At 67.0% G+C, this 25,119-nt stretch carries 22 protein-coding genes; 20 read left to right on the top strand and 2 right to left on the bottom strand.

Annotated features, from left to right (window positions below):
- The first annotated feature begins 9 nt into the window (after nt 1-9).
- The 3 genes from CVA01_RS04185 (at nt 10) to CVA01_RS04175 (ending at nt 2,539) form a co-directional block, all read left to right on the top strand.
- Nucleotides 10-936 (top strand): lysophospholipid acyltransferase family protein, encoded by a 927-nt coding sequence (locus tag CVA01_RS04185; protein ID WP_141328852.1) that lies wholly within the window; start codon nt 10-12, stop codon nt 934-936.
- Nucleotides 912-1,811 (top strand): Cof-type HAD-IIB family hydrolase, encoded by a 900-nt coding sequence (locus tag CVA01_RS04180; protein ID WP_244938139.1) that lies wholly within the window; start codon nt 912-914, stop codon nt 1,809-1,811. Before CVA01_RS04185 ends, CVA01_RS04180 begins: the two co-directional genes overlap by 25 nt.
- A gap of 236 nt (nt 1,812-2,047) precedes the next feature.
- Nucleotides 2,048-2,539 carry a type III secretion system chaperone family protein gene (locus CVA01_RS04175; RefSeq protein ID WP_141328850.1) on the top strand — a complete coding sequence of 164 codons (492 nt, stop codon included), beginning with the start codon at nt 2,048-2,050 and terminating at the stop codon, nt 2,537-2,539.
- Nucleotides 2,540-2,562: 23 nt separating this feature from the next.
- On the opposite strand, the gene CVA01_RS04170 is transcribed toward CVA01_RS04175, so the two are convergent.
- Complete coding sequence (locus CVA01_RS04170; RefSeq protein ID WP_170209690.1) at nt 2,563-3,678, bottom strand: zinc-binding alcohol dehydrogenase family protein; 1,116 nt, start codon at nt 3,676-3,678, stop codon at nt 2,563-2,565.
- A gap of 36 nt (nt 3,679-3,714) precedes the next feature.
- Here CVA01_RS04170 and glf point away from each other — a divergent pair, with 36 nt between their 5' ends.
- Nucleotides 3,715-4,875, top strand: a complete 1,161-nt coding sequence (gene glf, locus CVA01_RS04165; protein WP_141328848.1) for a UDP-galactopyranose mutase — start codon at nt 3,715-3,717, stop codon at nt 4,873-4,875.
- Here glf and CVA01_RS04160 read toward each other — a convergent pair.
- Entirely contained in the window at nt 4,872-5,303 is a 432-nt protein-coding gene (locus CVA01_RS04160; protein WP_141328846.1) for a VOC family protein, read from the bottom strand. The two genes, glf and CVA01_RS04160, sit on opposite strands and share 4 nt — an antisense overlap.
- Nucleotides 5,304-5,363: 60 nt before the next feature.
- On the opposite strand from CVA01_RS04160, the gene CVA01_RS04155 reads away from it, so the two are divergent.
- The 16 genes from CVA01_RS04155 to CVA01_RS04085 all read left to right on the top strand — a co-directional run bounded on the left by CVA01_RS04155 (nt 5,364) and on the right by CVA01_RS04085 (nt 25,114).
- Nucleotides 5,364-7,148 carry a long-chain-fatty-acid--CoA ligase gene (locus CVA01_RS04155; RefSeq protein WP_141328843.1) on the top strand — a complete coding sequence of 595 codons (1,785 nt, stop codon included), beginning with the start codon at nt 5,364-5,366 and terminating at the stop codon, nt 7,146-7,148.
- Nucleotides 7,149-7,301: 153 nt separating this feature from the next.
- Complete coding sequence (locus CVA01_RS04150; RefSeq protein ID WP_244938138.1) at nt 7,302-8,096, top strand: ABC transporter substrate-binding protein; 795 nt, start codon at nt 7,302-7,304, stop codon at nt 8,094-8,096.
- A gap of 194 nt (nt 8,097-8,290) precedes the next feature.
- On the top strand, nt 8,291-8,671 hold the full coding sequence (locus tag CVA01_RS04145; protein ID WP_170209689.1) for an ATP-binding cassette domain-containing protein: 381 nt from the start codon (nt 8,291-8,293) through the stop codon (nt 8,669-8,671).
- Nucleotides 8,672-8,738: 67 nt separating this feature from the next.
- The gene (locus CVA01_RS04140) at nt 8,739-9,356 is read left to right on the top strand and encodes a hypothetical protein (RefSeq protein ID WP_141328841.1); all 618 of its coding nucleotides are present in this window, start codon (nt 8,739-8,741) and stop codon (nt 9,354-9,356) included.
- A 343-nt stretch (nt 9,357-9,699) separates the two neighbouring features.
- Nucleotides 9,700-11,751 carry a glycosyltransferase gene (locus CVA01_RS04135; RefSeq protein WP_141328839.1) on the top strand — a complete coding sequence of 684 codons (2,052 nt, stop codon included), beginning with the start codon at nt 9,700-9,702 and terminating at the stop codon, nt 11,749-11,751.
- Nucleotides 11,744-12,307 carry a phosphatase PAP2 family protein gene (locus CVA01_RS04130; RefSeq protein ID WP_141328837.1) on the top strand — a complete coding sequence of 188 codons (564 nt, stop codon included), beginning with the start codon at nt 11,744-11,746 and terminating at the stop codon, nt 12,305-12,307. Before CVA01_RS04135 ends, CVA01_RS04130 begins: the two co-directional genes overlap by 8 nt.
- Nucleotides 12,304-13,353, top strand: coding sequence for a decaprenyl-phosphate phosphoribosyltransferase (locus CVA01_RS04125; protein WP_141328835.1), 1,050 nt, complete (start codon nt 12,304-12,306; stop codon nt 13,351-13,353). The genes CVA01_RS04130 and CVA01_RS04125 overlap by 4 nt, the downstream gene beginning before the upstream one ends.
- A gap of 146 nt (nt 13,354-13,499) precedes the next feature.
- The gene (locus tag CVA01_RS04120; protein ID WP_141328833.1) at nt 13,500-14,594 is read left to right on the top strand and encodes an alpha/beta hydrolase; all 1,095 of its coding nucleotides are present in this window, start codon (nt 13,500-13,502) and stop codon (nt 14,592-14,594) included.
- 82 nt (nt 14,595-14,676) lie between these two features.
- Nucleotides 14,677-15,390, top strand: coding sequence for a PAQR family membrane homeostasis protein TrhA (gene trhA / locus CVA01_RS04115; RefSeq protein ID WP_174775600.1), 714 nt, complete (start codon nt 14,677-14,679; stop codon nt 15,388-15,390).
- A gap of 265 nt (nt 15,391-15,655) precedes the next feature.
- Entirely contained in the window at nt 15,656-17,635 is a 1,980-nt protein-coding gene (locus CVA01_RS04110; protein ID WP_174775599.1) for an alpha/beta hydrolase-fold protein, read from the top strand.
- 5 nt (nt 17,636-17,640) lie between these two features.
- Nucleotides 17,641-18,201 carry a DUF732 domain-containing protein gene (locus CVA01_RS04105; protein WP_141328831.1) on the top strand — a complete coding sequence of 187 codons (561 nt, stop codon included), beginning with the start codon at nt 17,641-17,643 and terminating at the stop codon, nt 18,199-18,201.
- An 84-nt stretch (nt 18,202-18,285) separates the two neighbouring features.
- Nucleotides 18,286-18,444 carry a hypothetical protein gene (locus CVA01_RS14865; RefSeq protein WP_170209688.1) on the top strand — a complete coding sequence of 53 codons (159 nt, stop codon included), beginning with the start codon at nt 18,286-18,288 and terminating at the stop codon, nt 18,442-18,444.
- Nucleotides 18,441-19,478, top strand: coding sequence for an alpha/beta hydrolase (locus CVA01_RS04100; protein WP_244938137.1), 1,038 nt, complete (start codon nt 18,441-18,443; stop codon nt 19,476-19,478). Before CVA01_RS14865 ends, CVA01_RS04100 begins: the two co-directional genes overlap by 4 nt.
- Nucleotides 19,479-19,734: 256 nt before the next feature.
- A complete protein-coding gene (locus CVA01_RS04095; RefSeq protein WP_244938136.1) occupies nt 19,735-21,804 on the top strand; it encodes an alpha/beta hydrolase-fold protein in 2,070 nt (689 codons plus the stop codon).
- Between the two features lie 376 nt (nt 21,805-22,180).
- On the top strand, nt 22,181-23,131 hold the full coding sequence (locus tag CVA01_RS04090; RefSeq protein WP_141328827.1) for a cutinase family protein: 951 nt from the start codon (nt 22,181-22,183) through the stop codon (nt 23,129-23,131).
- 105 nt (nt 23,132-23,236) lie between these two features.
- A complete protein-coding gene (locus CVA01_RS04085) occupies nt 23,237-25,114 on the top strand; it encodes a FadD32-like long-chain-fatty-acid--AMP ligase (RefSeq protein WP_073884226.1) in 1,878 nt (625 codons plus the stop codon).
- The last annotated feature ends 5 nt before the right edge of the window (nt 25,115-25,119 follow it).

Raw genomic sequence — 25,119 nt, 5'->3', positions numbered from 1 at the left:
AGACACTCCATGGCATTCAAGCTGCCCCGCGACCACTTCTGGCTCCCCAAGGGGTTCACGGTCACCCCGGCCCTGCCGGACACCCCGCCCCACCCGGAGTCGCGGGAACCCTTCTACGGCCGGATCATCATCCCCTTCGCGAAGCTGTGGATGCGCCGGATGCAGCACCTCAACGTGGAGATCCAGCACCCGGAGCGCATCCCCGCCACCGGCGGCGCGGTCCTGGCGGTCAACCACACCGGCTACTGGGACTTCGTCTTCGGCGGCATCCCCGCCGCCTACCAGGGCGGACGCCTCGTCCGCTTCATGGCGAAGAAGGAGATCTGGGACAACCCCGTCGCCGGCCCTGCGATGAGCGGCTGTAAGCACATCCCCGTGGACCGTGCCGACGGCGCGGCGTCCGTCAAGGAAGCGACCCGTCGGGCCGCCGACGGTGAGCTCATCGGCATCTTCCCGGAGGCCACGATCTCCCGATCCTTCGAGATCAAGGAGGTCAAGGACGGTGCCGCGCGCATCGCGCACGAGGCCGGCGTCCCGCTGATCCCTGTGGTGATCTGGGGTTCGCAGCGGATCTGGACGAAGGGACGCAAGCCGATCTGGCGGCTGAAGAGCGCCGACCTCATCGTCTCCGTCCGGGAACCCGTCGAGGTCACCGAGGACGCGAAGGCTTCCGCGCAGCGCCTGCACGACGCGATGGCCGCCGGCCTCGATGAGGTGCGCGCCCACTACGACGAGCTCTACGGCCCCTTCCCCGAGGGGGAGAACTGGATGCCGGTCTCGCTCGGCGGGTCCGCCCCGTCGCTGGAGGACGCCACGGTCAAGGACCGGGAGGACGCGCAGAAGCGTCGCGAGGAGCGCGCCGCCCGTGAGGCGGAGAAGGCGGCGAATCCCCGGCCTGAGAAGAAGCCGCTGTGGAAGAAACTGCTGAAGCGTTGACCGCAGCGCCGTCACTGATCATCAGTGACCTCGACGGCACCCTGCTGACCTCCGCGGACCGGGTCTCATCCCGGACCCGCGAGGTCATCGGGCGGGCCGTCGCCGCCGGTGCGCGGTTCATCCCCGCCTCCGGCCGACCGGCGCGGTGGATGCTGCCGGTCGTCGAACAGCTCAGCATCACCCCGGTGTGCGTCTGCGCCAACGGGGCCGTCGTCTATGACGCGGCCACCGACCGCATCACCTACGCCGCCGAACTGGCACCGGCGGTCCTGCGCCGGGTGACCCGCGCGATCCTCGAGGCCACCGCCGCCCCGTTGGCCCGGATGGGCCTGGGGCCGGTGAGCTTCGCCGTGGAGCGGACCGGGACCAGTGCCTTTGACCGGGCGTCGGAACTTTTCGCGGTCGAACCCGCCTACCCGCACGCCTGGGACACCGACGAACACGCCGTGGAGACCCGTGATGTGCTGCTGTCGAAGCCCGCGGTGAAGCTGCTGGTCCGCCACGAGAACATGCTCTCGGCCGACATGTTCGAGCTGGTCAACCCCGTCGTCGACCCGGCGGACGCCCATGTCACCTGGTCCTTCCACGGTGGACTGCTGGAGGTCAACGTCCCCGGGGTGACGAAGCTGTCAGGGCTGGCCCATGCCCTGGGGGACGCCTCGGGCTCGGACGTCGGCGCGGACGCCGTGCCGGACATCGACCCGGCGACCGTCGTTGCCTTCGGCGACATGCCCAATGACCTGGCGATGCTGCGCTGGGCCGGGCACGGGTTCGCGATGGGGAACGCGGTGGACGAGGTGGCCGCAGCCACCGACCACCGGACCGCGTCCAATGACGAGGACGGCGTGGCGCGGGTCCTCGAGCGCTGGTTCTGAGGCGGCACCTTCGCGTTCACTTCCCCAGTCCCGCGTTCACCTCAGATACATCACACGCTGTGCCACTTTTCGGGTCTGAATCCGGCATGGGCTGTGATGTATCCGAGGTGAACGGGGAAACGGACGTGAATGGCGTCCTCGAACGCCGTGTTCGACGGTGGGGGAGCGGCGTCCGGTGTGGTGGGTAGAACAGGAGGCGTTCCGCCACCACGCACCGACATGAAGGGGACCCCACCATGAGCGACACCGACACCAACAGCGACTTCCGCACCGACGACCTCACCGGGTGTGTGCCGGACATCGTCCTGCGGCCAGTGACCCGCCACCGTGTGATGGATGCGCTGGAACGTGCGGGCATCGCCTACACCGTCGACGTCGACCGGGAGGTCAGTGGTCGGTGGGAGAACGGTCGCATCTGGTTCGACCGTGCGGGGAAGGACAATGCTGTTCTGTCAGTCACCGGGTACTGGAAGGGCTGGCTGCCGGAGGACCGCCGGAGGGAACTCCTCGAGACCTGCAACGACTGGAACGAGAGGATGCTGTACCCGCACGCCTACGTCAGCACCGATGATGACGGGGACCTCCACGTGGTCGGCCACCACGCGGTGGACTGCACCTTCGGGGTCACCGACGAGCAGCTGTACCAGCACATCGACTCCGCCGCCGCGGTGATGCGGTGCCTGTTCGGCGATCTCACCGAGCAGTACCCGGAGGGCGTCCCGGACTGAGCCGGGGCTGGGTGGTTCCCCGGCTACACCCGCACCACGATCTTGCCGGTGACGTGCCCGTTCTCGAGGTCACGGTGGGCGTCCGCGATCGCCTCGGCGTTCATGCCGACCAGGGTCTCCCCGGTGGTCGGGACGATGCGTCCGGCGTCCACCAGATCGGCGATACGGTCCAGGATCCGCCCCTGGGACGCCGGGTCCACTGTGGCGTCACCGGCGTCCCCGTCCCCGAAGATCACCTTCGTGAACATCGACTCCCAATGCACCGAGATGGACTTACGCTTGAACGCGCCCAACTCGAAGGACTCCGGATCGTCGGTGAGACACAGGTGGGACGCCGGCGCCATCAGCGCGGCGAGGTCACCGGAGCGCCCGCCCGACTGTGAGGTGAATACGTAGCGCACCGGCGGCACCCCTGTACCACCGTCGGCGACCGGCTTCTGCAGCGCCGCGACCTGACCGGCGAGCTCCTTCTTGTGGTCCAGCACATGGTGGGCCCCCATCCGCGTCACCCACTCCCGCGACTCCTCACGACCGGCGGTCGCGATGACCGTCAGTCCGGTCAGTGCGCGCGCCAGCTGGATCATGATGCTCGGCACGCCACCGGCACCACCCACGACCAGCAGGGAGGCCGGGTTCTGTGCACCTGAGGCGACGCCGGAGTCCAACCCGATGCCGAGGCGCTCGAACAGGGCCTCCCAGGCGGTGAGTGCGGTGAGAGGGAGCGAGGCGGCGTCCACCACGGGAATCGAGGACGGGGCGCGGCCGACGATGCGTTCATCGACGGCATGGAACCGTGAGTTCGTGCCCGGACGCAGCTGCGATCCGGCGTAGAACACGGTGTCTCCCACGGCGAAGCCGACGACCCCGGAACCGACGGCGACGACGGTCCCCGCGGCGTCATACCCGAGAACCGGCTGCTCACCGGCGGCGACGGCCGCTGCGGCACGGCGCCGCATCTTCGTGTCGATCGGGTTGACGGACACCGCCGCCACCTCGACGAGCAGATCGCGGGGGCCGGGTGTCGGGACATCGGTGACGACATCGGTGAGGCATCGCGGGTCGGTGACGGGGAACGCCTCCGTCACGGCGACGGCGGGCATCATGGCTGGCAGTGCTGACTGGGCTGGCAGGTCGCTCATACCTTCCAGGGTAGGCGACCTGTAACGTGGACGGCCATGAGCGATTATGACCTGATTGTCGTCGGCAGCGGATTCTACGGACTGACTGTCGCCGAGCGTGCGGCCAGCCAGCTGAACAAGAAGGTGCTCGTCGTCGAGCGCCGCAGCCACATCGGCGGCAACGCCTACTCCGAGGCCGAGCCCACCACCGGCATCGAGATCCACAAGTACGGCGCGCACCTCTTCCACACCTCCAACAAGAAGGTCTGGGACTACGTCAACCAGTTCACCGACTTCACGGACTACCAGCACCGCGTCTTCGCGATGCATGACGGCACCGCCTACCAGTTCCCCATGGGCCTCGGCCTGATCAACCAGTTCTTCGGCAGGTACTACACCCCGGACGAGGCCAAGGCACTGATCAAGGAGCAGACCGACGGGCTCAATCCGGAGGACGCCGCCAACCTCGAGGAGAAGGGTATCTCCCTGATCGGCCGCCCGCTGTACGAGGCCTTCGTACGCGACTACACGGCCAAGCAGTGGCAGACCGACCCGAAGGAGCTGCCGGCGGCGAACATCTCCCGCCTGCCCGTCCGCTACACCTTCAACAACCGCTACTTCAACGACACCTACGAGGGCCTGCCCGTCGAGGGCTACACCGCGTGGCTGGAGAACATGGCGAAGAGCGATCTCATCGAGGTCCGCCTGGACACCGACTGGTTCGACGTCCGCGAGGAGCTGCGGGAGCAGAACCCGGACGCCCCGGTCGTCTACACCGGCCCGCTCGACCTCTACTTCGACTACTCCGAGGGCCACCTGGGCTGGCGCACCCTCGACTTCGAGACCGAGGTGCTGGAGACCGGCGACTTCCAGGGCACCCCGGTGATGAACTACAACGACGCGGACGTCCCCTACACCCGCATCCACGAGTTCCGCCACTTCCACCCGGAGCGCAAGAACTACCCGGACGACAAGACCGTCATCATGAAGGAGTTCAGCCGCTTCGCCGAGGGCGAGGACGAGCCGTACTACCCGATCAACACCCCCGAGGACCGCGAGAAGCTGCTGCGCTACCGCGAGCTGGCGGACGCCGAGACCGCCGACAACAAGGTCTTCTTCGGTGGGCGTCTCGGCACCTACCAGTACCTCGATATGCACATGGCCATCGGTGCGGCGCTGTCGACCTACGACAACAAGATCGCTCCGCTGCTCGGTTAGGAGCCGTCAGCCCCGGCGGAGATGTTCACCATCCAGCTCACGCCGAAGCGGTCGCGGAGCTGCCCGAACCAGTCGCCCCACATCTGCTTCTCCAGCGGCAGGAAGACATTCCCGCCCTCGGCCAGTTTCACGAACCAGCCGGCGATCTTGTCGTACTCCTCCGGAGCCCCGCCGATGCACAGGTCAACCGGGGGAGCGGCGAAATCACGGGGATCGTTCTCCGCGGTATCGCAGGCCATGAAGGTCCAGCCGTCGGCGGTCTCCAGGTGGCCGTGCATGATCAGGTCCGCCCGCGCCGGGTCATCGGTCGCACCGGCGGCGCCGAAGGTGAGCGTCTGCAGTTCACCGCCGAAGACCTCCTGGTAGAACGCCAGGGCCTCGGCAGCGGTGTCGCGGAACTTGAGATAGGGATTCAGCCAGGTGCTCATGCTTCGACGTTACCGCCGGGACTCACCCTGCACACCACCCCCGGCGTACCCTGACACAGCATGAGCGAGAACAGTGCGTCCACCCCGGACGACCAGGAAGCCCCGAAGAACCCGTCCACCACCTGGAAGGACCACCCCTGGTGGGACGCCTACCCGGAGTGGGTCAACCCCGAGCTCGACTATCACGCCGGGCACGAGCGCACCCTCGCCGAGATCTTCGACCATGCGGTGAAGACCTGGCCGAGGCGTCCCGCGATGACGTTCTTCGGCACCACCGTCTCCTACAAGGAGTACGGACGCCAGGTCGACAAGACCGCCGCGATGCTGCACAACCGGGGTGTGCGCAAGGGTGACCGGGTCGCCATCGCCCTGCCGAACTGTCCGCAGGCGCTCATCACCTTCTACGCCGTGCTCTCCCTCGGCGCGACCGCCACGCTGCACAACCCGCTGTACACCGCCCGCGAGCTCACCGTCGCCTTCAAGGACCACGGCGCGAAGGTCGGCGTGTTCTGGGACAAGGCCGTCGACGTCGCCCGTGAGCTGCGCACGGTCTCACCGCTGGAGCAGATCATCCCGGTGACCATCACCCGCGCGATGCCCTGGTACCTCCAGACCGCACTGAAGATCCCGGTCAGGCCGCTCAAGGCGCTGCGCGGTGAGCTCGCCGGCTCCACCGAGGGATTCACCGAGTGGTCTGACCTGGTGAAGGACGCCTCGGCGTCTGAGGGGCGCGCGCTGATCGAGACCGCGGTGGTGACACCGGAGGACATCGCCCTGGTGCTGTACACCTCCGGTACCACCGGTTCCCCCAAGGGCGCGGGGCTGTCCCACGCGAACCTCTGCGCCAACATCATCCAGGGCCGCAACTGGGTGCCCGGCCTCGGCCAGGACGAGGAGCCGGAGCGGATGCTCGCCGCCCTGCCGATCTTCCACGCTTACGGCCTGACCATGAACATCACCCTCGGCCCGCTCATCGGTGGCACCGTGCTGCTGCTTCCTGCACCGAAGCCGCAACTGCTGGCGTCCGCCATGAAGAAGCAGAAGCCGACCTGGATCCCCGGCGTCCCGGCGCTGTACCAGACGATCATGAACCTGGCGGAGAAGGACGGCATCGACATCTCGGGCGTGAAGGCGTCCTTCTCGGGTGCGTCGGGCCTGCCCGTGGAGGTCGTGAAGCGCTGGGAGAACCTCACAGGAGGACGCCTCGTCGAGGGCTACGGTCTCACCGAGACCTCCCCGATCGTCATCGGCAACCCGATGAGCGACGCCCGTCGTCCCGGCTATGTCGGTGTCCCCTTCCAGGACACGCAGGTGCGTGTCGTCTCGCAGGACGACCCGACCGTGGTGCTGCCCGACGGCGAGGCCGGAGAGCTGGTCGTCCGCGGCCCGCAGGTCTTCAGCGGATACCTCAACCGGGAGGACGCCAACGCGAAGTCCTTCGTGACCGGGGAGGACGGTCTGGGCGACTGGTTCCGGACCGGGGACATGGCCGTGATGGAGGCCGACGGCTTCGTGAAGATCGTCTCGCGTATCAAGGAGATGATCGTCACCGGCGGATTCAACGTCTACCCGCAGGAGGTCGAGGAGGTACTGTGCGAGCACCCGTCGATCGAGGCCGCCAGTGTGGTCGGCCTGCCGCGCTCGGACGGTTCCGAGACCGTCGCCGCCGGTGTGGTGCTGGCGAAGGGGGCGCGGTTGGACGAGGAGGTCCTCAAGGACCACTGCCGTGAGGGCCTGGCCCGTTACAAGGTCCCGCGCGTGTTCAAGGTCTTCACCGAGCTGCCGGCGGACCAGCTGGGCAAGGTGCGCCGTGTCGAGGTCCGCGAGCAGATGCTGGGGGAGTAGGGGGGGCGGCTCGATCGGCTGCTCCGGGTCGACTGCCCCGGCGGACGTCGGCATCGCGCAGGCTGAGGTCGTTGCGGCACCCTCGCCAGCAACCTCAGCCTGCGTGATGCGGACATGGGGGCATCGTGACTGCACCTGCCACGGCGGTGTCGCGTGGGTGGGGGCGCACCCGACCGTGAGTTGCCGGAGGTGCTCGGCGATGCATCGGTCGGCGCGCAGGACTACTCCGACGGCATCTCCGAGGAGCAGAGGGAGTTCCTGGAGCCGGTCGACAGTGTCGGGGAGTTCTTTGAACCGGACATCGAGGCCGCGGCGAAGGCGGAGCCGGATGTCATCGTCGGTGACGTCCTGGAGATCGACCAGGAGACCTTCGACAAGCTCTCCGAGGTCGCCTCGACCGTCATCGCCGAGGGTGAGACCCGTGGTGACTGGAAGCCGATCGTCGGAATGCTGGCGGACGCGGTCGGTGCGGAAGACAAGCTCGAGGAATCGAAGGTCGCCTACGAGGACTGCCTCGCTACGCTGCAGGAGGACTACAAGGACGTTCTCGCCGACAACACCTTCGCCGATGTCGGGCCGATGGATGACGCCGCGAACTTCTACATCGCCTACCCGTCCAGCATTGTCGGCGCGATCTATGAAGAGGTCGGTATGAAGCCTGCCGCATCCCTGCCGACCGGGGAATTCCCCAAGGGCTGGGAACAGTACTCGACCGAGAAGATCGGTGAACCGCTCGGCGACGCCGACGCCATCACTGTCACCGCGAAGCCGGACGGGACGGTTGACCCGGTCATGCAGTCTGTTCTCGACAACACACTGTTCAAGAACCTGAAGGCGACGAAGGATGACCATGTCTTCCCGGTCTTCAGTGGCGTCACGGACTACGAGTCCGCCACCGCCTACCTCGACACGATCGAGGAGAAGATCCTCAAGCCGCTGCAGAAGTGACGGGCGCCGGGGCCTGTCAACGACCTGTCACTTCTGGACAACTACGCGTAGGGAGGGCAGGCTACGCTACGCATGTCGTGGCGGGTAAGTTTCCCCTACGACCGTCGCGGCAGACCGTCGCGACCACCGGACCCGCCTGGACTCCGGACCCACCCCGGCACAGTGAACGCAGTCAGTGAAGTGAACAGGCCCAGATGACGCAGCAGATGACCAATGCCCCCGGTGAAGCCCCCGACGGCGCACCACCGGGCACCGAAACCGGGCCGAAGCAGACCTCCCTCTACGCCCGCCGCACCGTCGGGCTCATCGGCCTCGCCGCCGCCCTGGTCATCGCCGTCCTCCTGAACCAGGCGTGTCGGTACGCCAGGCACCTCATCGTCATGCGCGGCGGGCAGATCGTGACCACCGGTGCGCCGGCGGACGTCATGACGCGCGAGCTGGTGGAGGAGGTCTTCGGCCTGACGGCGATGGTGGGGCCGGATCCGGTGACGGGGACGCCCAGCATCGTGCCGCTGGACCCGCGCTCGGCCGAGGGTGCTCTGGCCCCGGTGACGCCGGCCGTCGACGAGCTCTGAGGTTCCACCCCCTGCTCTGAACCTGACTCCGGTCCGGGTACTGACATCACGGGTCGCGTGTGGTCGAATGGACACCGTGAAAACCCAGCGCATCACCCGTTCCCTCCTCGCCGTCACCGCCGTGGCCACGCTCGCCCTGGGCGCCTGCACATCCGACGATGACAGCGACGACAACAGTGGAGACGGCGGCAACGGGGCTCCGTCCGCCGACCTGTCCTCGGTGCCCGAGGCGCCTTTCGCGCCTGATGCCTCGGCAGCGCAGGACGCGCCGGGTGAGGCGGCCGTCTCCGGGAACGTGGACACCTTCATCGCCACCGCCACCGCCGCGGGCTGGGAGTGCATCCCCGGCGCCGACCCCTACACTGGGAAACCGGGCGCGACCTGCAACCCGGGTGCGCAGGACGTGCTGACGAAGGCGGTGTTCGCCATCTTCGACCGGGCGGACGTCGCCGACGGTGCGGAGGCTGCCCGCCTGGCCCGCGAGACGCTCACGGGTGAGGTCGGCGGGGACGCCCCGACTGCCCCGGACGCTGAAGGTGCTGAAAGCGCAGAAGGTGCTGAGGACGACGTCTTCGCCGACCAGTACCTGCCCCTGGACTCCGACACCCTCGCGGGGTACTGCGTCAACACGCTCGGCACCTGCGGCGGCAGCGACTTCGAGGGCCTGGGCCTGACTCTCGGCTGACCCTGCCCTGTTCTCCGGTCGTCCCGTTCGCGCCTGTTGCAGCGGTGTCCGCCACCAGCTCCGGACCGGTCTCGGGCTCGGGCTGCTCCGGCTCGGGAGAAGTGTTACCACTTCTGACGGGTAACACTCTTCGCGACCTGGGGAGATGTCGGATTATGGTGCCGACGCCTGGTAACACTTTCCTCGTAGGAGAATTGAGTGGTGACGAGCCGACGGAAAAGGTTGAACCCCCTCTGACAGGTGATTCACAGCACGGTTCTGCGCGCCTGACTACGCGACGGCGTCCCTATAGGGGATAATCGTCGGCGAACAACTGTCTATCGGAAGCCGGCGTAGTACTTACATGAGCGCAACCAGCGACAACAGCATCACGAACGACACCTTCGACCCGCGGCGTCTCGCCCGGGTGATCCTGCCGAAGCGTGGTGAGCCGCGGGACGTCCGTTCCCTCTACATCGTGGAGAACGAGGCCGCCCCCGGCCGCGTGACGGCCCTGTCGCGTACCTCCGCCAGCATCCCGGCAGGTACCGAGGTCAGCTTCGAGTCCTACTTCAACGGGTTCCCGGCGTCCTACTGGCGTCGCTGGAGCCAGCTCGACGAGGTCCAGCTGCGCGTCGAGATCACCGGCGACGCCCGCATCGACATCTACCGCTCCAAGATCGACGGTTCCCGCATCGCGGTGACCGGCGGTGTCGTCGAGACCGACGACAACGGCCACGGTGTCGCCGAGTTCACCGTCTCTCTCGCCCCCTTCGAGGATGGCGGCTGGATCTGGTTCGACCTCACCTGTGAGTCCGAGACCACCGTCCACGCGGCCGGCTGGTACGCCACAAAGGACGCCGCGGAGCAGACACTCGTCGCAGACAGCGTCGTCACCGACCCCGCCACCGGCGAGAAGGTCACCCGCCACGCCGGGGACACGATCCCCGCCCCGGAGCCGCGCGTCACCATCGGCATCCCGACCTTCAACCGCCCGACGGACGCCGTCGCCGCCCTGCAGGCCCTGTCCTCCGACCCGGTCGTCGACTCCGTCGTGGATGCGCTCATCATGCCCGACCAGGGCACGAAGCACCCGAAGGATGAGGAGGGCTTCGCCGAGGTCGAGGCCTTCTACGGCGACCGGCTGCGCATGCCGGTCCAGGGCAACCTCGGCGGCTCCGGCGGCTACTCCCGCATCATGTACGAGGCCCGCCACCCCGAGCGCGGCACCGACAGCCCCTTCATCCTCTACATGGACGATGACATCGCCATCGAGCCGGACAGTGTCCTGCGCTCCCTGGCCGCCGCCCGCTACGCGGCCAACCCGATGCTCGTCGGTGGTCAGATGCTGAACCTCCAGGAGCGTTCCCACCTGCACACCATGGGCGAGATCATCGACCGTGGCAGCTTCATGTGGACCGCCGCCCCGCACACCCACTACGACCACGACTTCTACAACCACCCGCTGCGTGACCGCGGCGAGTACGGCACGAACGCCTCCGGCGAGCAGATCGACTCCAAGGACCTGCACCGCCGCATCGACGCCGACTACAACGGCTGGTGGATGTGCATGATCCCGCGCGTCGTCGCCGACACCATCGGCCAGCCGCTGCCGCTGTTCATCAAGTGGGACGACGGCGAGTACGGTCTCCGCGCCCGTGACCACGGCTTCCCGACCGCCTCCTGGCCGGGCATCGCCATCTGGCACATGGCCTGGTCCGACAAGGACGACGCCATCGACTGGCAGGCCTACTTCCACCTGCGCAACCGCCTCATCGTCGCCGCCCTGCAGCACGAGGGCAGCCCGAAGGGTATCGTCGCCTCGATGGCCAAGGCGACCGCCAAGCACCTCATGTGCCTGGAGTACTCCACCGTGGCAATCCAGAACGAGGCGATGAAGGACTTCCTCGCCGGCCCGGACCAGCTCTTCGAGATCCTGGAGTCTGCGCTGCCGCGCATCAACGCGCTGCGGAAGAACTACCCGGACGCCGTGGTCGTCCCCTCCGCCCAGGCCCTGCCGAAGGCGGACGGCGGCCCCGCCGGTCTCACCGAAATCCCGCTGAGCCCGCTGAAGAAGATCACCACGCTGGCCAAGGTGGTCCGCAACAACCTGCGTCCCGCCGATCCGCACCACCACGAGGTGCCCCAGGTGAACCTGCCTCCGATCGAGGCCCGCTGGTTCTCGCTCGGCCGCATCGACGGCGCGACCGTCACCACCGCCGACGGCCGTGGTGTGGTCTACCGCAAGCGCGACCGGGACAAGGCCGTGGAGCTGGCGAAGGAATCCGCCCGCCTGCAGAAGGAGGTCGCAGCCCGCTTCGACGAGATGCGGCAGCGTTACCGTGTCGCCCACGCCGAGCTGACCAGCGCCGAGGCCTGGGGCCGTATCTTCGAGCCGGAGTCGGTCGTTGAGTAACCGGGAAGCGGACCTGCTGGTCGCGCTGCAGGACGCGGTGGTGAAGAACCCGTCCGGCCACACCGTCCAGGCCGCCGCCCGGGGGCTCAGTCACTTCGGCGAGCACTCCCTGGGCTGGTTGGCGATCGCCGCCGCCGGAGCCGTCGCCCACCGCGGTGATACCGACATCCGCAAGGGCCGGGACGCCTGGCTCGCCATGGGCGTGGCCGCGTTCACCGCACATGCGGCGTCCGTGGTGATCAAGCGTATCGTGCGCCGTCAGCGTCCCCACGATCCGCGGATTGTCGTGGGAGTGGGGACGCCGAGCTCGCTGAGCTTCCCGTCCTCCCACGCCACCTCGACCGCGGCGGCCCTTGTCGCCCTGTCCCGGATCTCCGGGTCGAAGGCGCCGCTGGCCGGGATCCCGGTGATGATGGCGTCCCGCCTGGTGCTCGGCGTCCACTACCCGACCGATGTGTGCGCGGGGGTGGCGCTGGGCGTCGCCACCGAGCAGACTGTCCACCGGTTCGCCGTCCGACCTACCGTCGGCGGCACCAGTAAGGAGAACGGCCGATGAGCCAGAACGACCAGAACCCCGACGGCGGGATCATTGGTTCCGAACCGCACACCGCGGGTCTCGATGACGAGTCGACGGCCGTGTGGACCGAGGGTCACACCGAAACGTCCCAGGACGTTGAGGGCAAGACCCCGAAACCGCCGAAGAACCTGATCGACGGCATGATCAAGGCGCTGCGTCCCAAGCAGTGGGTGAAGAACGTCCTCGTGGTCGCGGCACCCGCCGCCGCCGGTGGGGACATGCTCTTCCACGGCGACGTCATCCTCGACATCGTCATCGCCTTCGTGGTGTTCTGCCTCGGTGCGTCCTCGATCTACCTCATCAATGACGCCCGTGACGTGGACGCTGACCGGGCGCACCCGACGAAGCGGTTCCGCCCGATCGCCGCCGGCGTGCTGCCGGTGGGCCTGGCCTATGTCATGGCCGTGGTGCTCATCATCGCGGCGATCGGTCTGAGCTTCCTGGCGTCCAACGGCCCGCAGCTGGCGATCGTCATCGCGATCTACATCGCGCTGCAGCTCGGCTACTGCTTCGGCTGGAAGCACCAGCCGGTGATCGACATCGCCCTGGTCTCCTCCGGATTCATGCTGCGCACGATGGCCGGTGGGGTCGCCGCGGACATCGAGCTGTCCCAGTGGTTCCTGCTCATCGCGGCCTTCGGTTCGCTGTTCATGGCGGCCGGCAAGCGCTACGCCGAGCTGAAGCTGGCGATGCGGTCCGGCGCGAAGATCCGCAAGTCGCTGGAGAGTTACACCCCGACCTACCTGCGGTTCGTGTGGACGATGGCGGCCACGGCCGTGGTCGTGTTCTACGCGCTGTGGGGCTTCGACATGAGCCAGCAGCACCCGGGTCACGCGTCAGTCTGGTACCAGGTCTCGATGGTGCCGTTCACCGTCGCGATCCTGCGGTACGCCGCGGATGTCGACCGTGGTGAGGGCGGTGCCCCCGACGAGATCGCCCTGAAGGACCGGACGCTTCAGGCGCTGGCCCTGATCTGGGTCGTCGTCATCGCTGTGGCGGTGTACGTGATCCCCGAGATCAGCTGATCCTGCCCCGGGGAAACTTTTGGCTGAGTTTGTCACTGTTTGGTAACATTCCTGGCCGATGACGCGATAGGCTCCGTGACAGACGAGAGTTCCGTTGACGCGTGGAGTGACGCGCGTCGGCACGGGGCCGACACCAGGAAGAGAGAATGATGACGACCAGCACCGGTAAGCACAGGTCTGCGACCGGCACGATGGGGCGCAAGGTTGCCGCCCTGATCACCGCCGTGGCCACCGCACTGGGTATCGCCGCAGTCGCCAGCCCTACGGCCTCCGCGGATGATCGTGCGAATCTGGGGCCGCGCTGCTCCTGGAGCAACGACAACTACTTCATCCAGAACTGCTGGTTTACGTCAGCTGCCATGGGCCAGGACATCCAGGTCCAGATCAAGCGCTCCAACAGTGACGCCGCGGTCTACATGCTCGACGGCCTGCGCGCCCGCGACGACTGGAACGCCTGGACCAAGCTGGGCAAGATCGGCGACGTCTTCGTCAATGACGACATCAACGTGGTCATGCCCGTCGGTGGCGCCTCACAGTTCTACGCTGACTGGGTCGGCCCCTTCCGCGGCAACACCACCCCGAAGAACCCGAAGTGGGAGACCTTCCTCACCAAGGAGCTTCCGGCTCAGCTGCAGAGCGGCTTCGGTATCTCGCCGACCAACAACGCGATCGTCGGCCTGTCGATGGGTGGCACCGCCGCCCTGAACCTCGCCGGTCGTCACCGTGACCAGTTCAAGCAGGTCACCTCGCTGTCCGGTTACCTCAACACCACCTGGCCGGGCATGTACCTGGCCCTGCAGTACGCGATGAACGAGGGATCCCAGGGCGCGAACATCTGGGACATGTGGGGCAGCCCGATTGACCCGGTCCGCTTCCAGAATGACCCGCTGCTCAACGTCATGAACCTGCGCGGTATGCCGGTCTACCTGGCCTCCGCGGCCGGTATCCCCAACGGTGGCAGGGACACGGAGAACTTCTTCAACGATCCGGTCGGTGGCGTCGCCGGCATCGTGCTCGAGCAGATGGCCGCCAGCCAGACCGTCCGCTACGAGGCCGCCGCCCGTCTCGCCGGTGCGAACGTCACCGCCAGCTACCCGCTGATCGGTGTCCACAACTGGACGCTGTGGAAGCCGGAGCTGGTCAAGGCCCGCCCCGCCATCCTGAACTCGCTGCGCAACATCCAGTCGCCGCTGCCGCAGTCCGGTGGTTCCGCGCTCGGCTCGCTCCAGCTGCCGTTCTGACCGGTAGCCCCCTGAGCCCCACACCCCGGGTCAGTTTCCCGCCACGGAAACTGCCCCGGGGTGTTCCCGTTATGATGACAGCATGACCCCACCTCGAGTTCCGGATGCCCGACCACCACGTCGGTCCCGGCGTCCCCCGGTCGACCGTGGCCTGCGTCCGCTGCTGCGCGGCCGGCTCCACGAGAACTCGGCCTGGTACTTCGCCGGCACCGGGACCGCACTGGTCGTCACCGCCTTCAGCCTCCACGGGGCAGGAACCCTTGCCTGGGTGACGCTGCTCTACGTCGCCTGCCTGGTGGGTCTGTTCACCGTCTCGGCGCTGTACCACCGCGCCCCGTGGCGCAGTGAGGCCACGGTGCAGGCGTGGCGGCGTGCCGACCACTCGATGATCGCCGTGTTCATCGCCGGCACGTACGGACCCGTGGTGGTCTACAGTTTCGGGTCCTGGTCGGACGGCCTGTGGGTGCTGCCGGTGTGCTGGGTGGCAGCCATCGCCGCGGTGGCCCTGAACGTCTTCTGGATCGGCCATCCCCGGTGGGTGGATGTGGTGGTCTACCTGGTACTCGGCTGGGTCGCGCTACTGCGGCTCCCCGGTTTCGTGGACGTTTTTCCGGCGGTCGCCGGAATCCTCATCCTGATCGGTGGCCTGGTGTACACGGCAGGCGCGGTGGTCTACGGGCGGAAGAGTCCGAACCCCTCGGACCGGTGGTTCGGCTTCCACGAGGTCTTCCACGCGGCGACAATTGTCGCGGCGGCGCTGCACCATGTGGCGATCTGGCTGCTGATCCTCGACTGAAATATGGGGGTGCGCAGTACCGGGTCTGTTACTGTGGACCCTAACCTTCAACTAAAACTTTAGACTTCTGGCGTGTCAGCACAGAGACGCCGGGGCAGGCGTCCATAATGGCTCCTGTCACACCCCCGGTTCACTCCGGCATCCGCCGGTGAGTTCGGGCCCGTGCCGTGAACACTCCGAGTGGGAGGGGAACCCGCTCGGAGGGGACACGGCTGGTGGTCCGCCGGCCCCTGATGTACGAGACCCGAAGAGGAAAGAACGGAACATGAAGCCATTCGCCGCGAAGAAGTCCCCCTGGGCCCGTGATACCCGTGGTATCCGTGGCGCGCGACGGGTGACCACTGCCGTGCTCGCCCTGCCGCTGTCCGTGGCTGTCGCCCTGCCGCTGGTCTCCCCGGCCGCAGCCCAGGAGAACGCCCCGCAGCCCAACCCGTCGATCTTCGGCGGCATTGTCGATCCCGACTCAGTCCCGGAGCGCATCCCGCAGTCCGTCGAGGACCAGGACCTTCCGGGTCTGCCTGACGGCGTCTCCGTGGAGAAGGTCGAGTGGCTCACCGACCGCTGGGCGAATGTGTACATCAACTCCGCAGCCATGCCCGGCGAGCCGGTGAAGGTCCAGATCCTGCTGGCCCGCGACTGGTACAACCAGCCCGACAAGACCTTCCCGTCCGTATGGGCCCTCGACGGCATGCGCGCCCGCAACGACGAGTCCGGCTGGACCCTGTCCACCAATATCGCGCAGTACTACGCCGACAAGAACGTCAACGTCGTCATGCCTGTCGGCGGTGCCGGTTCCTTCTACACCGACTGGGACAAGGAGCAGAACGGCGTCAACTACAAGTGGGAGTCCTTCCTGATCAACGAGCTCCCCGCGGTGCTCCGCGAGGGCTGGCGGACCAACGAGCAGCGCGCCATCACCGGCCTGTCCATGTCCGGTACCGCCGCGGTGAACCTCGCCGCCCACAACCCGGGCATGTTCCAGTTCGTCGGCTCGTTCTCCGGCTACCTGGACACCACCTCCTTCGGTATGCCGATGGCCATCGACTACGCCATCAACGACACGAGCGGACTCTCCGCCACCAACATGTGGGGCCCCTACGGTTCCCAGCGCTGGAACGAGAACGACCCGAAGCAGCAGGTCGACAAGCTCAAGGACTCCACCGTCTACGTCTCCTCCGGTAACGGCAACGCCGGCGCCTACGACGTGCAGGGCCAGATCCCGGGCTTCCCGGCGAACCCGGCCGCCTGGGGTCTCGAGGCGTTGGCGAACCTGACCTCCCGGAACTTCGTCTCCGCGGCGAAGAAGTCCGGCGTCGAGGTCATCGAGAAGTTCCGTCCGTCCGGCACCCACGACTGGCCTTACTGGCAGTACGAGATGACGCAGGCCTGGCCGTACATGGCCAAGACCTTCGGTCTGTCCGAGGAGGACACCGGCGCCACCTGTGCCCCGGTCGGCGACATCGCCAAGACCGCGGACAAGTACCGCACCCAGCTCGGTACCTGCATCACCAACGAGTACGACGCCAAGGACGGCGGCAAGGTCCAGGACTTCCGTAACGGCCGTGTCTGGTGGAAGCCCTCCACCGGTGCGCATGCCACCTGGGGCAGGATCAGCGCCCGCTACTCCGAGATGGGTGGCGCGGACTCCTGGCTCGGTTACCCGACCTCCGAGGAGATCACCATCGCCAACGGCCGCGGCCGTTTCGTGAACTTCGAGAACGGCGCGATCTACTGGACCCCGGAGACCGGCGCTGTCCCCGTGAAGAAGGACATCATCGACGCCTGGGGCAGGACCAAGTGGGAGACCGGCCCGCTGGGCTTCCCGACCGAGGCGGCCGTCGACATCGACGGTGGTCAGTGGCAGAAGTTCGAGAACGGCGTCATCGTCCGCAACAAGGACGGCAAGGTCCAGTACGTCCAGGGCGTCATCGCGAACAAGTACATCGAGGCCGGCGGCCCGTCGAAGTCCGGTCTGGGCTTCCCGACCTCCGACGAGATCGGTATCCGCGGCGGTGCGTTCAGCACCTTCGACGACGGCAACATCTACTGGTCCGCCGCGACGGGTGCGCACAGCATCTCCCGCAGCGAGATCTTCAAGGCCTGGGGCGAGGAGGGCTACGAGCAGGGCAGGTTCGGGTTCCCGACCTCCGACGAGACCGAGGAGAACGGCGTGCGGAAGGTCACCTTCCAGCACGGTGAGATCCGCATGGTCAACGGCAACATCGAGAAAGACTACAAGGGCTGATGCTCATGCGTTTCCGTTCCACCCGCGCAACCCGTACCACCCGCGCAACCCGTACCACCCGTGCACTGGGCGCCGGCGTCCTCGCGCTGGCCACCGCCGGGGCCCTCGCAGCCTGCGGTGACGATTCCTCCACCGCGGAGAGCGACACCTCGGCGTCCTCCGGACCGTCGCAGGTCGTGCCGGCGAACCCGACCACCTCGGGTGCGGTCGTGACCACCACCCCGAACCCGCACTCGGGCGGCGGGGACTCCGGCTCGGGCGACGCCCAGGACGGCGGCATCTCGGAGATCACCGAGCTGCCCGAGGCGTCCGCCGTGCGTGGCGAGGAGGACAATGCCTTCCTCGACGAGCTCAAGGGCAAGAATATCGAGGTCGATGACCAGGTTCTGCAGGACCAGATGATCGCCGCCGCCCACGAGCAGTGCCTGGCGAATGAGGAGGGACGCGACAGCTTCGCCGTCCCCGCCATCGCCGGCCAGCTGCAGGCACTCGGCGAATCCGACGAGGATCCCGAGGTCATCGCAGAGGCGATCAAGGCCGCCGCGGAGGCCAACTACTGCGGATGATCGGATGATGTTCAGACAGGTGGGACGCCGGGCGTGAACCTCGGCGCCCCCGAGCTGTGCCCGCGGTCACGGTACGATCACCGGGTGAACCTGACATCCCTTAACCTCCGACGCCGCGGCGCTGCCGCCGCGGTCTCCGTTCTGTGCTCCCTCTCGCTGTGCGCCACGGCCGTCGCGGCCCCGGGCACCCCTGCCGCCGGTTCGGCCGGTTCCGCCGAGGACGCGCTCGGGGCCGAGGCATGAGGCGAGCCGTCGGTGGCGCTCTTCTTGCCCTGGCCCTGACCGTCCCGGTTCCGGTGGCGGGCGCGTCGACCACCGTGCCGTCGGGGGCGGCTGCGTCGGGTGCCGCCACCGCCGACCTCCCCGCCGGCGTCAGCATCGACCACGTGGAGTGGCTGGACGGGGGAGAGGACGAGCAGGGACGCCGCGTCGACCTGTACGTGAACTCGGCCGCCATGCCCGGCGAGCCGCTGAAGGTGGAGATGCAGCTGGCCCGGGACTGGTACACCCGTCCGGAGCAGACCTTCGCCTCGGTGTGGACGCTCGGCGGGATCTACGGCTCCGACGAGTCCAACAGCTGGCTGACCCAGGCCGATGCCGCCGAGTGGTACGCCGACAAGAACGTGAATCTCATCATGCCGGTGGGCGGTGGTGCGACGTTCTACACCGACTGGGTGAACCAGGACAACGGCGAGACGATCAACTGGGAGACCTTCCTCACCGAGGAGCTTCCGGCGGTCCTGGCCAAGGACTTCCGTTCGGATGACCGTCGGGCGATCATGGGCGTGTCCATGGGGGCGACCGCGTCGGTCACGCTTGCCGGGCGGCACCCGGATGCCTTCCGGTTCGCGGGCTCGTTCTCCGGCTACCTCGACATGTCCTCGCCGGGCATGCCGCAGGCGGTGGACGCGATGCTGAAGGTCTGGGGTCGCAGCACGGCGGCGAACATGTGGGGTCCGCTCGGTTCACAGGGCTGGGCCGACCATGACCCGAAGCTGCTGCTCGACAATCTCCGGGACACCACCGTCTTCGTCTACTCCGGATCCGGACGGCTGACTCCGGGCGAGCCGACGAATGACCCGATCACGGCGACGACGGACCAAAGTGGCGAGGCGCTGTCGCGGATGAGTACGGAGCGCTTCCTCTCCTATGCCGAGGACGCCGGGGTATCGGTCCACGCGGACATGCAGCCCACGGGAGCGCACAACTGGAACGCCTGGGTTCCCGTCATGAAGGACGCCTGGCCCCTGATCGCGGAGGTGTTGGAGGTTGAATAGCGGGGGAGTGCAAGTTATTTCTTCCGGAGTGGGAACGGCAGCGATGTAGCGTCTGTGCAGCACAGTTGGCAGATGACTGTGGTCCTGGGACCGTGCTACCTTTACTTCCGTCACATCTGTCACAGTGTCGGCCTGAGTGCCGTGACTGTTGTCGTTTCAGGAAGAGTTTCCCATGCGTCCCACCCCGCACTCGGGCAGGCGCCGCTCCATGCGAGCGGTTCTTGCACTCCCCATCGCCCTTGCTACAGCAGTCTCGTTGGCAGCTCCTGCCGCTGTCGCGCAAGAGGCGCCGACAGACGGCGGCGTCGCTGATGCTCCCGTCGTCGCCACTCAGGAAGATCCCACGGAAGTCCCGGCGGATGACGGGACGCCGCGTGCGGAGACCGGGAACATCGCTCCGCCTGCCGCGTCCCCGTTCGCGGCGGATGATCCCGGGCCCGCGCCGGACCGGGCGACGATCGCTCAGACCCTGGACCCTGATGTCCCTGGGCTTCCTGACGGTGTCGAGGTCAAGAAGGAGGAGTGGAAGGGGGACCGCTGGGTTAATGTGTCCGTCACCTCGCCAGCCATGGGTGGCGAGGTGCAGAAGGTGCAGCTGCACCTGGCCCGGGACTGGCACACTGATAAGGAGAAGACGTTCCCGTCCATCCTGATGCTGGGTGGACTCTGGGGCAGTGAGACGGAGAACAGCTGGTCCTACCGGACCGATATCGTCAGCTATTTCGGAGACAAGAACGTCACTCTGGTCCTGCCTGTCGGTGGGTCCGGGTCCTTCTACTCGGACTGGGAGCAGCCGGACAACGGTCAGAACTACAAGTGGGAGACGTTCCTGACCGAGGAACTCCCATCCGTTCTGTCTCACTACCGGATCCAGGACGAGCACCGCGCTGTCATGGGTGTCTCGATGGGCGGGACCAGTGCGGTCAACCTGGCTGCGCGCAACCCGGAGATGTTCGACGCCGTCGGCTCCTTCTCCGGTTACCTGGACACCACCTCGCCCGGCTTACCGTACATGTTCGATTCGAACCTGCAGTCCACCGGTTTCGACGCCACGAAGATGTGGGGGCCGTTCTACTCCCGTAATTGGCGCGAGCACGACCCGAAACTGCTTGTTCGAAATCTCAAGGGCAAGCTCGTTTACGTCTCCTCAGGTAACGGAACGGCGGGGAACCACGACAAGCCCAATGACAAACCAGGTTTCCTCAACAATCCCCGCGAGTTCGGATCCCGGGTCACTACCCAGAGCTTCGTCAACGCCGCCAAACTCGCCGGAGTGGAGGTTACCGACGTCTTCCGTCCCAACGGCACCCACACCTGGGCGTACTGGGAGCCGGAAGTGAAGAACATGTGGCCGATGATTGCTGAAAAGTGGGGATTGGACGAGGGCGACCTCTCGGTGAACTGTACCGTCGAAGGCGCCTTCAAGACGAGACAGGACAGCGAGGATGCCCGGGAAATCGGTGAGTGCATCTCGAACGCCTACGAGGTCGAACACGGTAATAAGGTCCAGGAGTTCGGGGGTGCCACGGTCTACCTCAATCCCAAGACCCAGGTCGCGTACGCCCAGTGGGGTGCGACCGGTAAGAAGTACAAGGAGATGGGCGGTCCAAGCTCCTGGCTCGGTTACCCCACGTATGAAGAGAAAAAGCTGTCGAAGGGGGATTACGCCCGTTATGAGGGAGGCCGCATTCACTACATCCCTGAGTACGGGGCCGTGGCCGTCAAATCTGATGTCCTCAGTGCCTGGGCAAAGCGAGACTACGAACGGGGAATGGGCTTCCCGCTAAGTGATGAAGAGAGCCTCACCGACGTGGCCGGCACGAAGCAGGAGTTCGAGGCCGGTACGGTCTACCGCAAGGGCAAGGACAACAAGGTCTACGCCGTGAACGGTCCCATCTGGGAACGCTACAAGGAGCTGGGCGGCCCGGCCGGTCTTCTCGGTTTCCCGGTCAGGAACGTTACGGATCTCGGTACCGGTCCCGATGACACGTGGATCCGGACGGACAACGGCTACATGTACTCGAAGGACGGTGGGCCTGCCTACTACTTCCTGAACGGTCCGGTGGCCGACGCCTGGAAGAAGGAGGGCTACGAGCACCCGGAGGGTCTCGGGTTCCCGACCGCTGATCAAGTCGTCAACGATGACGGATCAGGTGTCGCGAAATTTGAGCGCGGCACCGTCACCGTGGACAAGGACGGCGAGGTGACGGTCACCCGGACGGAGGACGCTGACACTGACCCGGGTGCGGATGTCGATGGGGAACAAGACCCCGAGGATCCGGCAGCTCCCGTCAGCGAAGAGCCGGTTCCCGCTCCTGCGCGGTAACTGATCACACCGACAGGCCCCACAGCTTTCAGTTGTGGGGCCTGTGCTCGTTGACGATGGGGGTTTGCGCCGACGTTTCGACGTTCTGCTGCCACAGCATTACCGATATGTCGGCGCAAACTCGCCTCGGAGGGGTGTCGGCATCTTGGGACGGCAGGACGGAAAATCGGCCGGAAACCGTCCTGCGGTCCCAAGACGTGGACAAGATGCCGTCATGGGGCGGTGAAGGCAGGGGAGGGATGGGGGGAAAGGTCGGAGTGGGGGTGCGGCCTGGCGTCATCCTGAAAACTCACCCGCCACACCGGCCCCACGGCTACCACCCCGATCACGGGTGTCTGCCAGCGACCTGCCAGCCCTACCGGGTAGCGTCGTGTCAATGAAGAAGACTCTCACCGTCCTCGGTGTCATCATTCTGGTCGTGATCCTCATCGTCGGCGTCGGTCAGTGGATGACCCGCAACGACGAGGACAAGCCCGGTCCGACCACCACCGGCGCGTCACCCACGCCCGGCACCGATGTCGACCAGCCGGACAGCTGCCCGGCCTACGAGGTCATATCCGCGCCCGGTACCTGGGAGTCCAAGGCCGACGACGATCCGGTCCATCCCACGGCAAACCCGAACTCGCTGCTCCTCGGCGTGACGAACCCGCTGCAGGAGGCCTACGGCGGAGACGCCACCGCTGACGGTGCGAACGGGGGAGTGAAGGTCTGGACCCTTCCGTACGCGGCCCAGTTCCGCAACATCAACGCCCTCGGCGAGATGAGTTACGACGATTCCCGTAACCAGGGCTACGACCGCGTCGTCGAGGAGATGTCCGCCACCTACGCCGGGTGCCCCGGCACGCAGTTCATCCTCACCGGCTTCAGCCAGGGGGCGGTGCTCACCGGCGACCTCGCGACCGAGATCGGCAACGGCAACGGTCCGGTCCCTGCCGCGAACGTCGCCGGCGTCGCCCTCATCGCTGACGGACGCCGTGAGGACGGCAAGGGCACTCTCGTCGGCAGCCCGGACGTCAAGGGGATCGGCGCGGAGATCGCGCTGAGCTCGGTGAACCTCCTGGTCCAGCCGATCGTCCCCGGTGCGTCCATGCGCGGCCCCCGCCCGACGGACTTCGGTGAACTGCAGGACCGCGTCAACCAGTTCTGTGACCCGGCCGACCTTGTCTGCAGCGCCCCGCGCGACATCGGCAACGCCGTCGCCCGCGCCAACGACCTCATTGCGGCCAACGGCGTCCACGCCCAGTACTCGACCAACGGCAACGTCGTCCCGGATGCCACCGTGCCGCAGTGGATCGTGAACTGGGCGAAGGACATCATCAACAATTAGGTCGGTTTGTAGCGGTGTCCATAACAATTCAGCGCCGCGAACCGTTAGGGTTTCTAGGAGAAACTCGATCACTCCCCGCCCCGACACGACACAACAGGAGACCACATGGACGTCAGCGCAGCGATGCAGCAGTTCTACGACGACAAGGGAAACATCAGCATCCCCGACCAGCTGACCCTCTCGGGCATGAACGAGATGCTCTTCGCACTGGCCGGCATGCAGGGCACCGCCGATGACGTGCTCTTCCGCTACCACGACTTCTCCTCCTCCCGTGAGGGGGAGGTCATCGAATGGACCCGCGCCCAGGTCAACACGAGGATCAAGGCCGTCAGCGTCCGGCTGCGTCAGGTCACCACCCCCGGTGACCGGGTCGCCATCCTGGCCAACAACAGCCCCGAGTACCTCATCGGCTTCGTCGGCGCCCTCTACGCCGGCACCGTCCCCGTGCCGCTGTACGACCCCACCGAGCCGGGCCACGGCGCCCACCTCACCGCCGTCCTCGCGTCCTCCACCCCGACCGTGGTGCTGACGAACAAGAACTCCGCGGCGGACGTGCGCAAGCACTTCTCCGACCTGCCCGCCGGTGAGCGTCCCCGGATCCTCACCGTCGACGCACTCCCGGACTCGCTCGCCGAGGACTGGGAGAACCCGATGACGCTCTTCGCCGAGCACCCGGAGCTCGCCCCGAAGGCCGGCGACCCCGCCTTCCTGCAGTACACCTCCGGCTCCACCCGCGCCCCCGCCGGCGTGGTCCTCACCCACCGCAACATCGTCACCAATGTGCTCCAGGTCTTCCAGGCCGGTCAGCTCCAGATGCCGATGCGCCTGGTGAACTGGCTGCCGCTGCACCACGACATGGGCATCATCCTGGCGTCCTTCTGCCTGATCCTCGGCATCCCGCAGGACATCATGAGCCCCCGCGACTTCATCCAGGACCCGGGCCGCTGGATCCGCCAGCTCTCCGAGAAGGGCACTGTCGGCGAGGACGCCGTCAACGTCTACGCCGCCGTGCCGAACTTCGCCCTGGAGCTTGCCGCCCGTTACGCCAACCCGGCCGAGCGCGAGGACCTCGCCGATGTCGACCTCAGCCACGTCGAGGGCGTCATCAACGGTGCCGAGGCCGTCAGCCTCCAGTCCATCGACCGCTTCCAGGATGTCTTCGGCCCCTACGGTTTCGTCCGCTCCGCCATGCGTCCCTCCTACGGCCTGGCCGAGGCGACCGTGTTCGTCTCCACCCCGCAGACCGAGAACCGCCCCCTGCTGCGCGTCTTCGACCGCGAGGAGCTCTCCGCCGGACGCATCGTCGAGCTGCCGGAGTCCGAGAGCGACTCCGACAAGGCCATGGCCATCGTCTCCGTCGGCGCCCCCGGCCCGAACGAGGCCGTCGTGGTCGTCGACCCGGAGACCGGTAAGGAACTACCGCTGGGCTCCGTCGGCGAGCTGTGGATCCACGGCAACAACGTCGCCGCCGGCTACCTCGACCGCGACGAGGAGACCGTCGAGACCTTCCGCAATGAGCTGCCGGAGGCCAGCCGCCTCGATGACAGCGCCGCCGCCGGCGTCCCGGAGGACAACTGGCTGCGCACCGGTGATCTCGCCGTCATCATCGACGGCGAGATCTACGTCACCGGTCGCATCAAGGACCTCGTCGTCATCGCCGGCCGCAACCACTACCCGCAGGACATCGAGGCCACCGCCCAGGAGGCCACCGACCAGATCCTCCGGGACGTCATCGCCGCCTTCGCCGTCGACACCGGCTCGGACGTCGAGGAGCTCATCATCATCGCCGAGCGGGACCCGGAGGCCGACCCCGCCGGGGACGCCGACGCCGTCGCCGCGGTGCGCTCCGCCGTCACCTCGGTCCACGGTGTCCAGCCGACCGAGGTGCGCATCGTGGACCAGGGCAGCATCCCGCGCTCCTCGGCCAACAAGATCGCCCGTCGCGTCGCTTCCAAGCTCTGGACCGACGGCGCGTTCGCCTGACGTTC

The sequence above is a fragment of the Corynebacterium variabile genome (assembly GCF_006539825.1).
Taxonomy (GTDB): Bacteria; Actinomycetota; Actinomycetes; order Mycobacteriales; family Mycobacteriaceae; genus Corynebacterium; species Corynebacterium variabile.
Note: the sequence above shows the minus strand (reverse complement) of the source record. Positions and strands in the feature narration are given on the sequence as shown.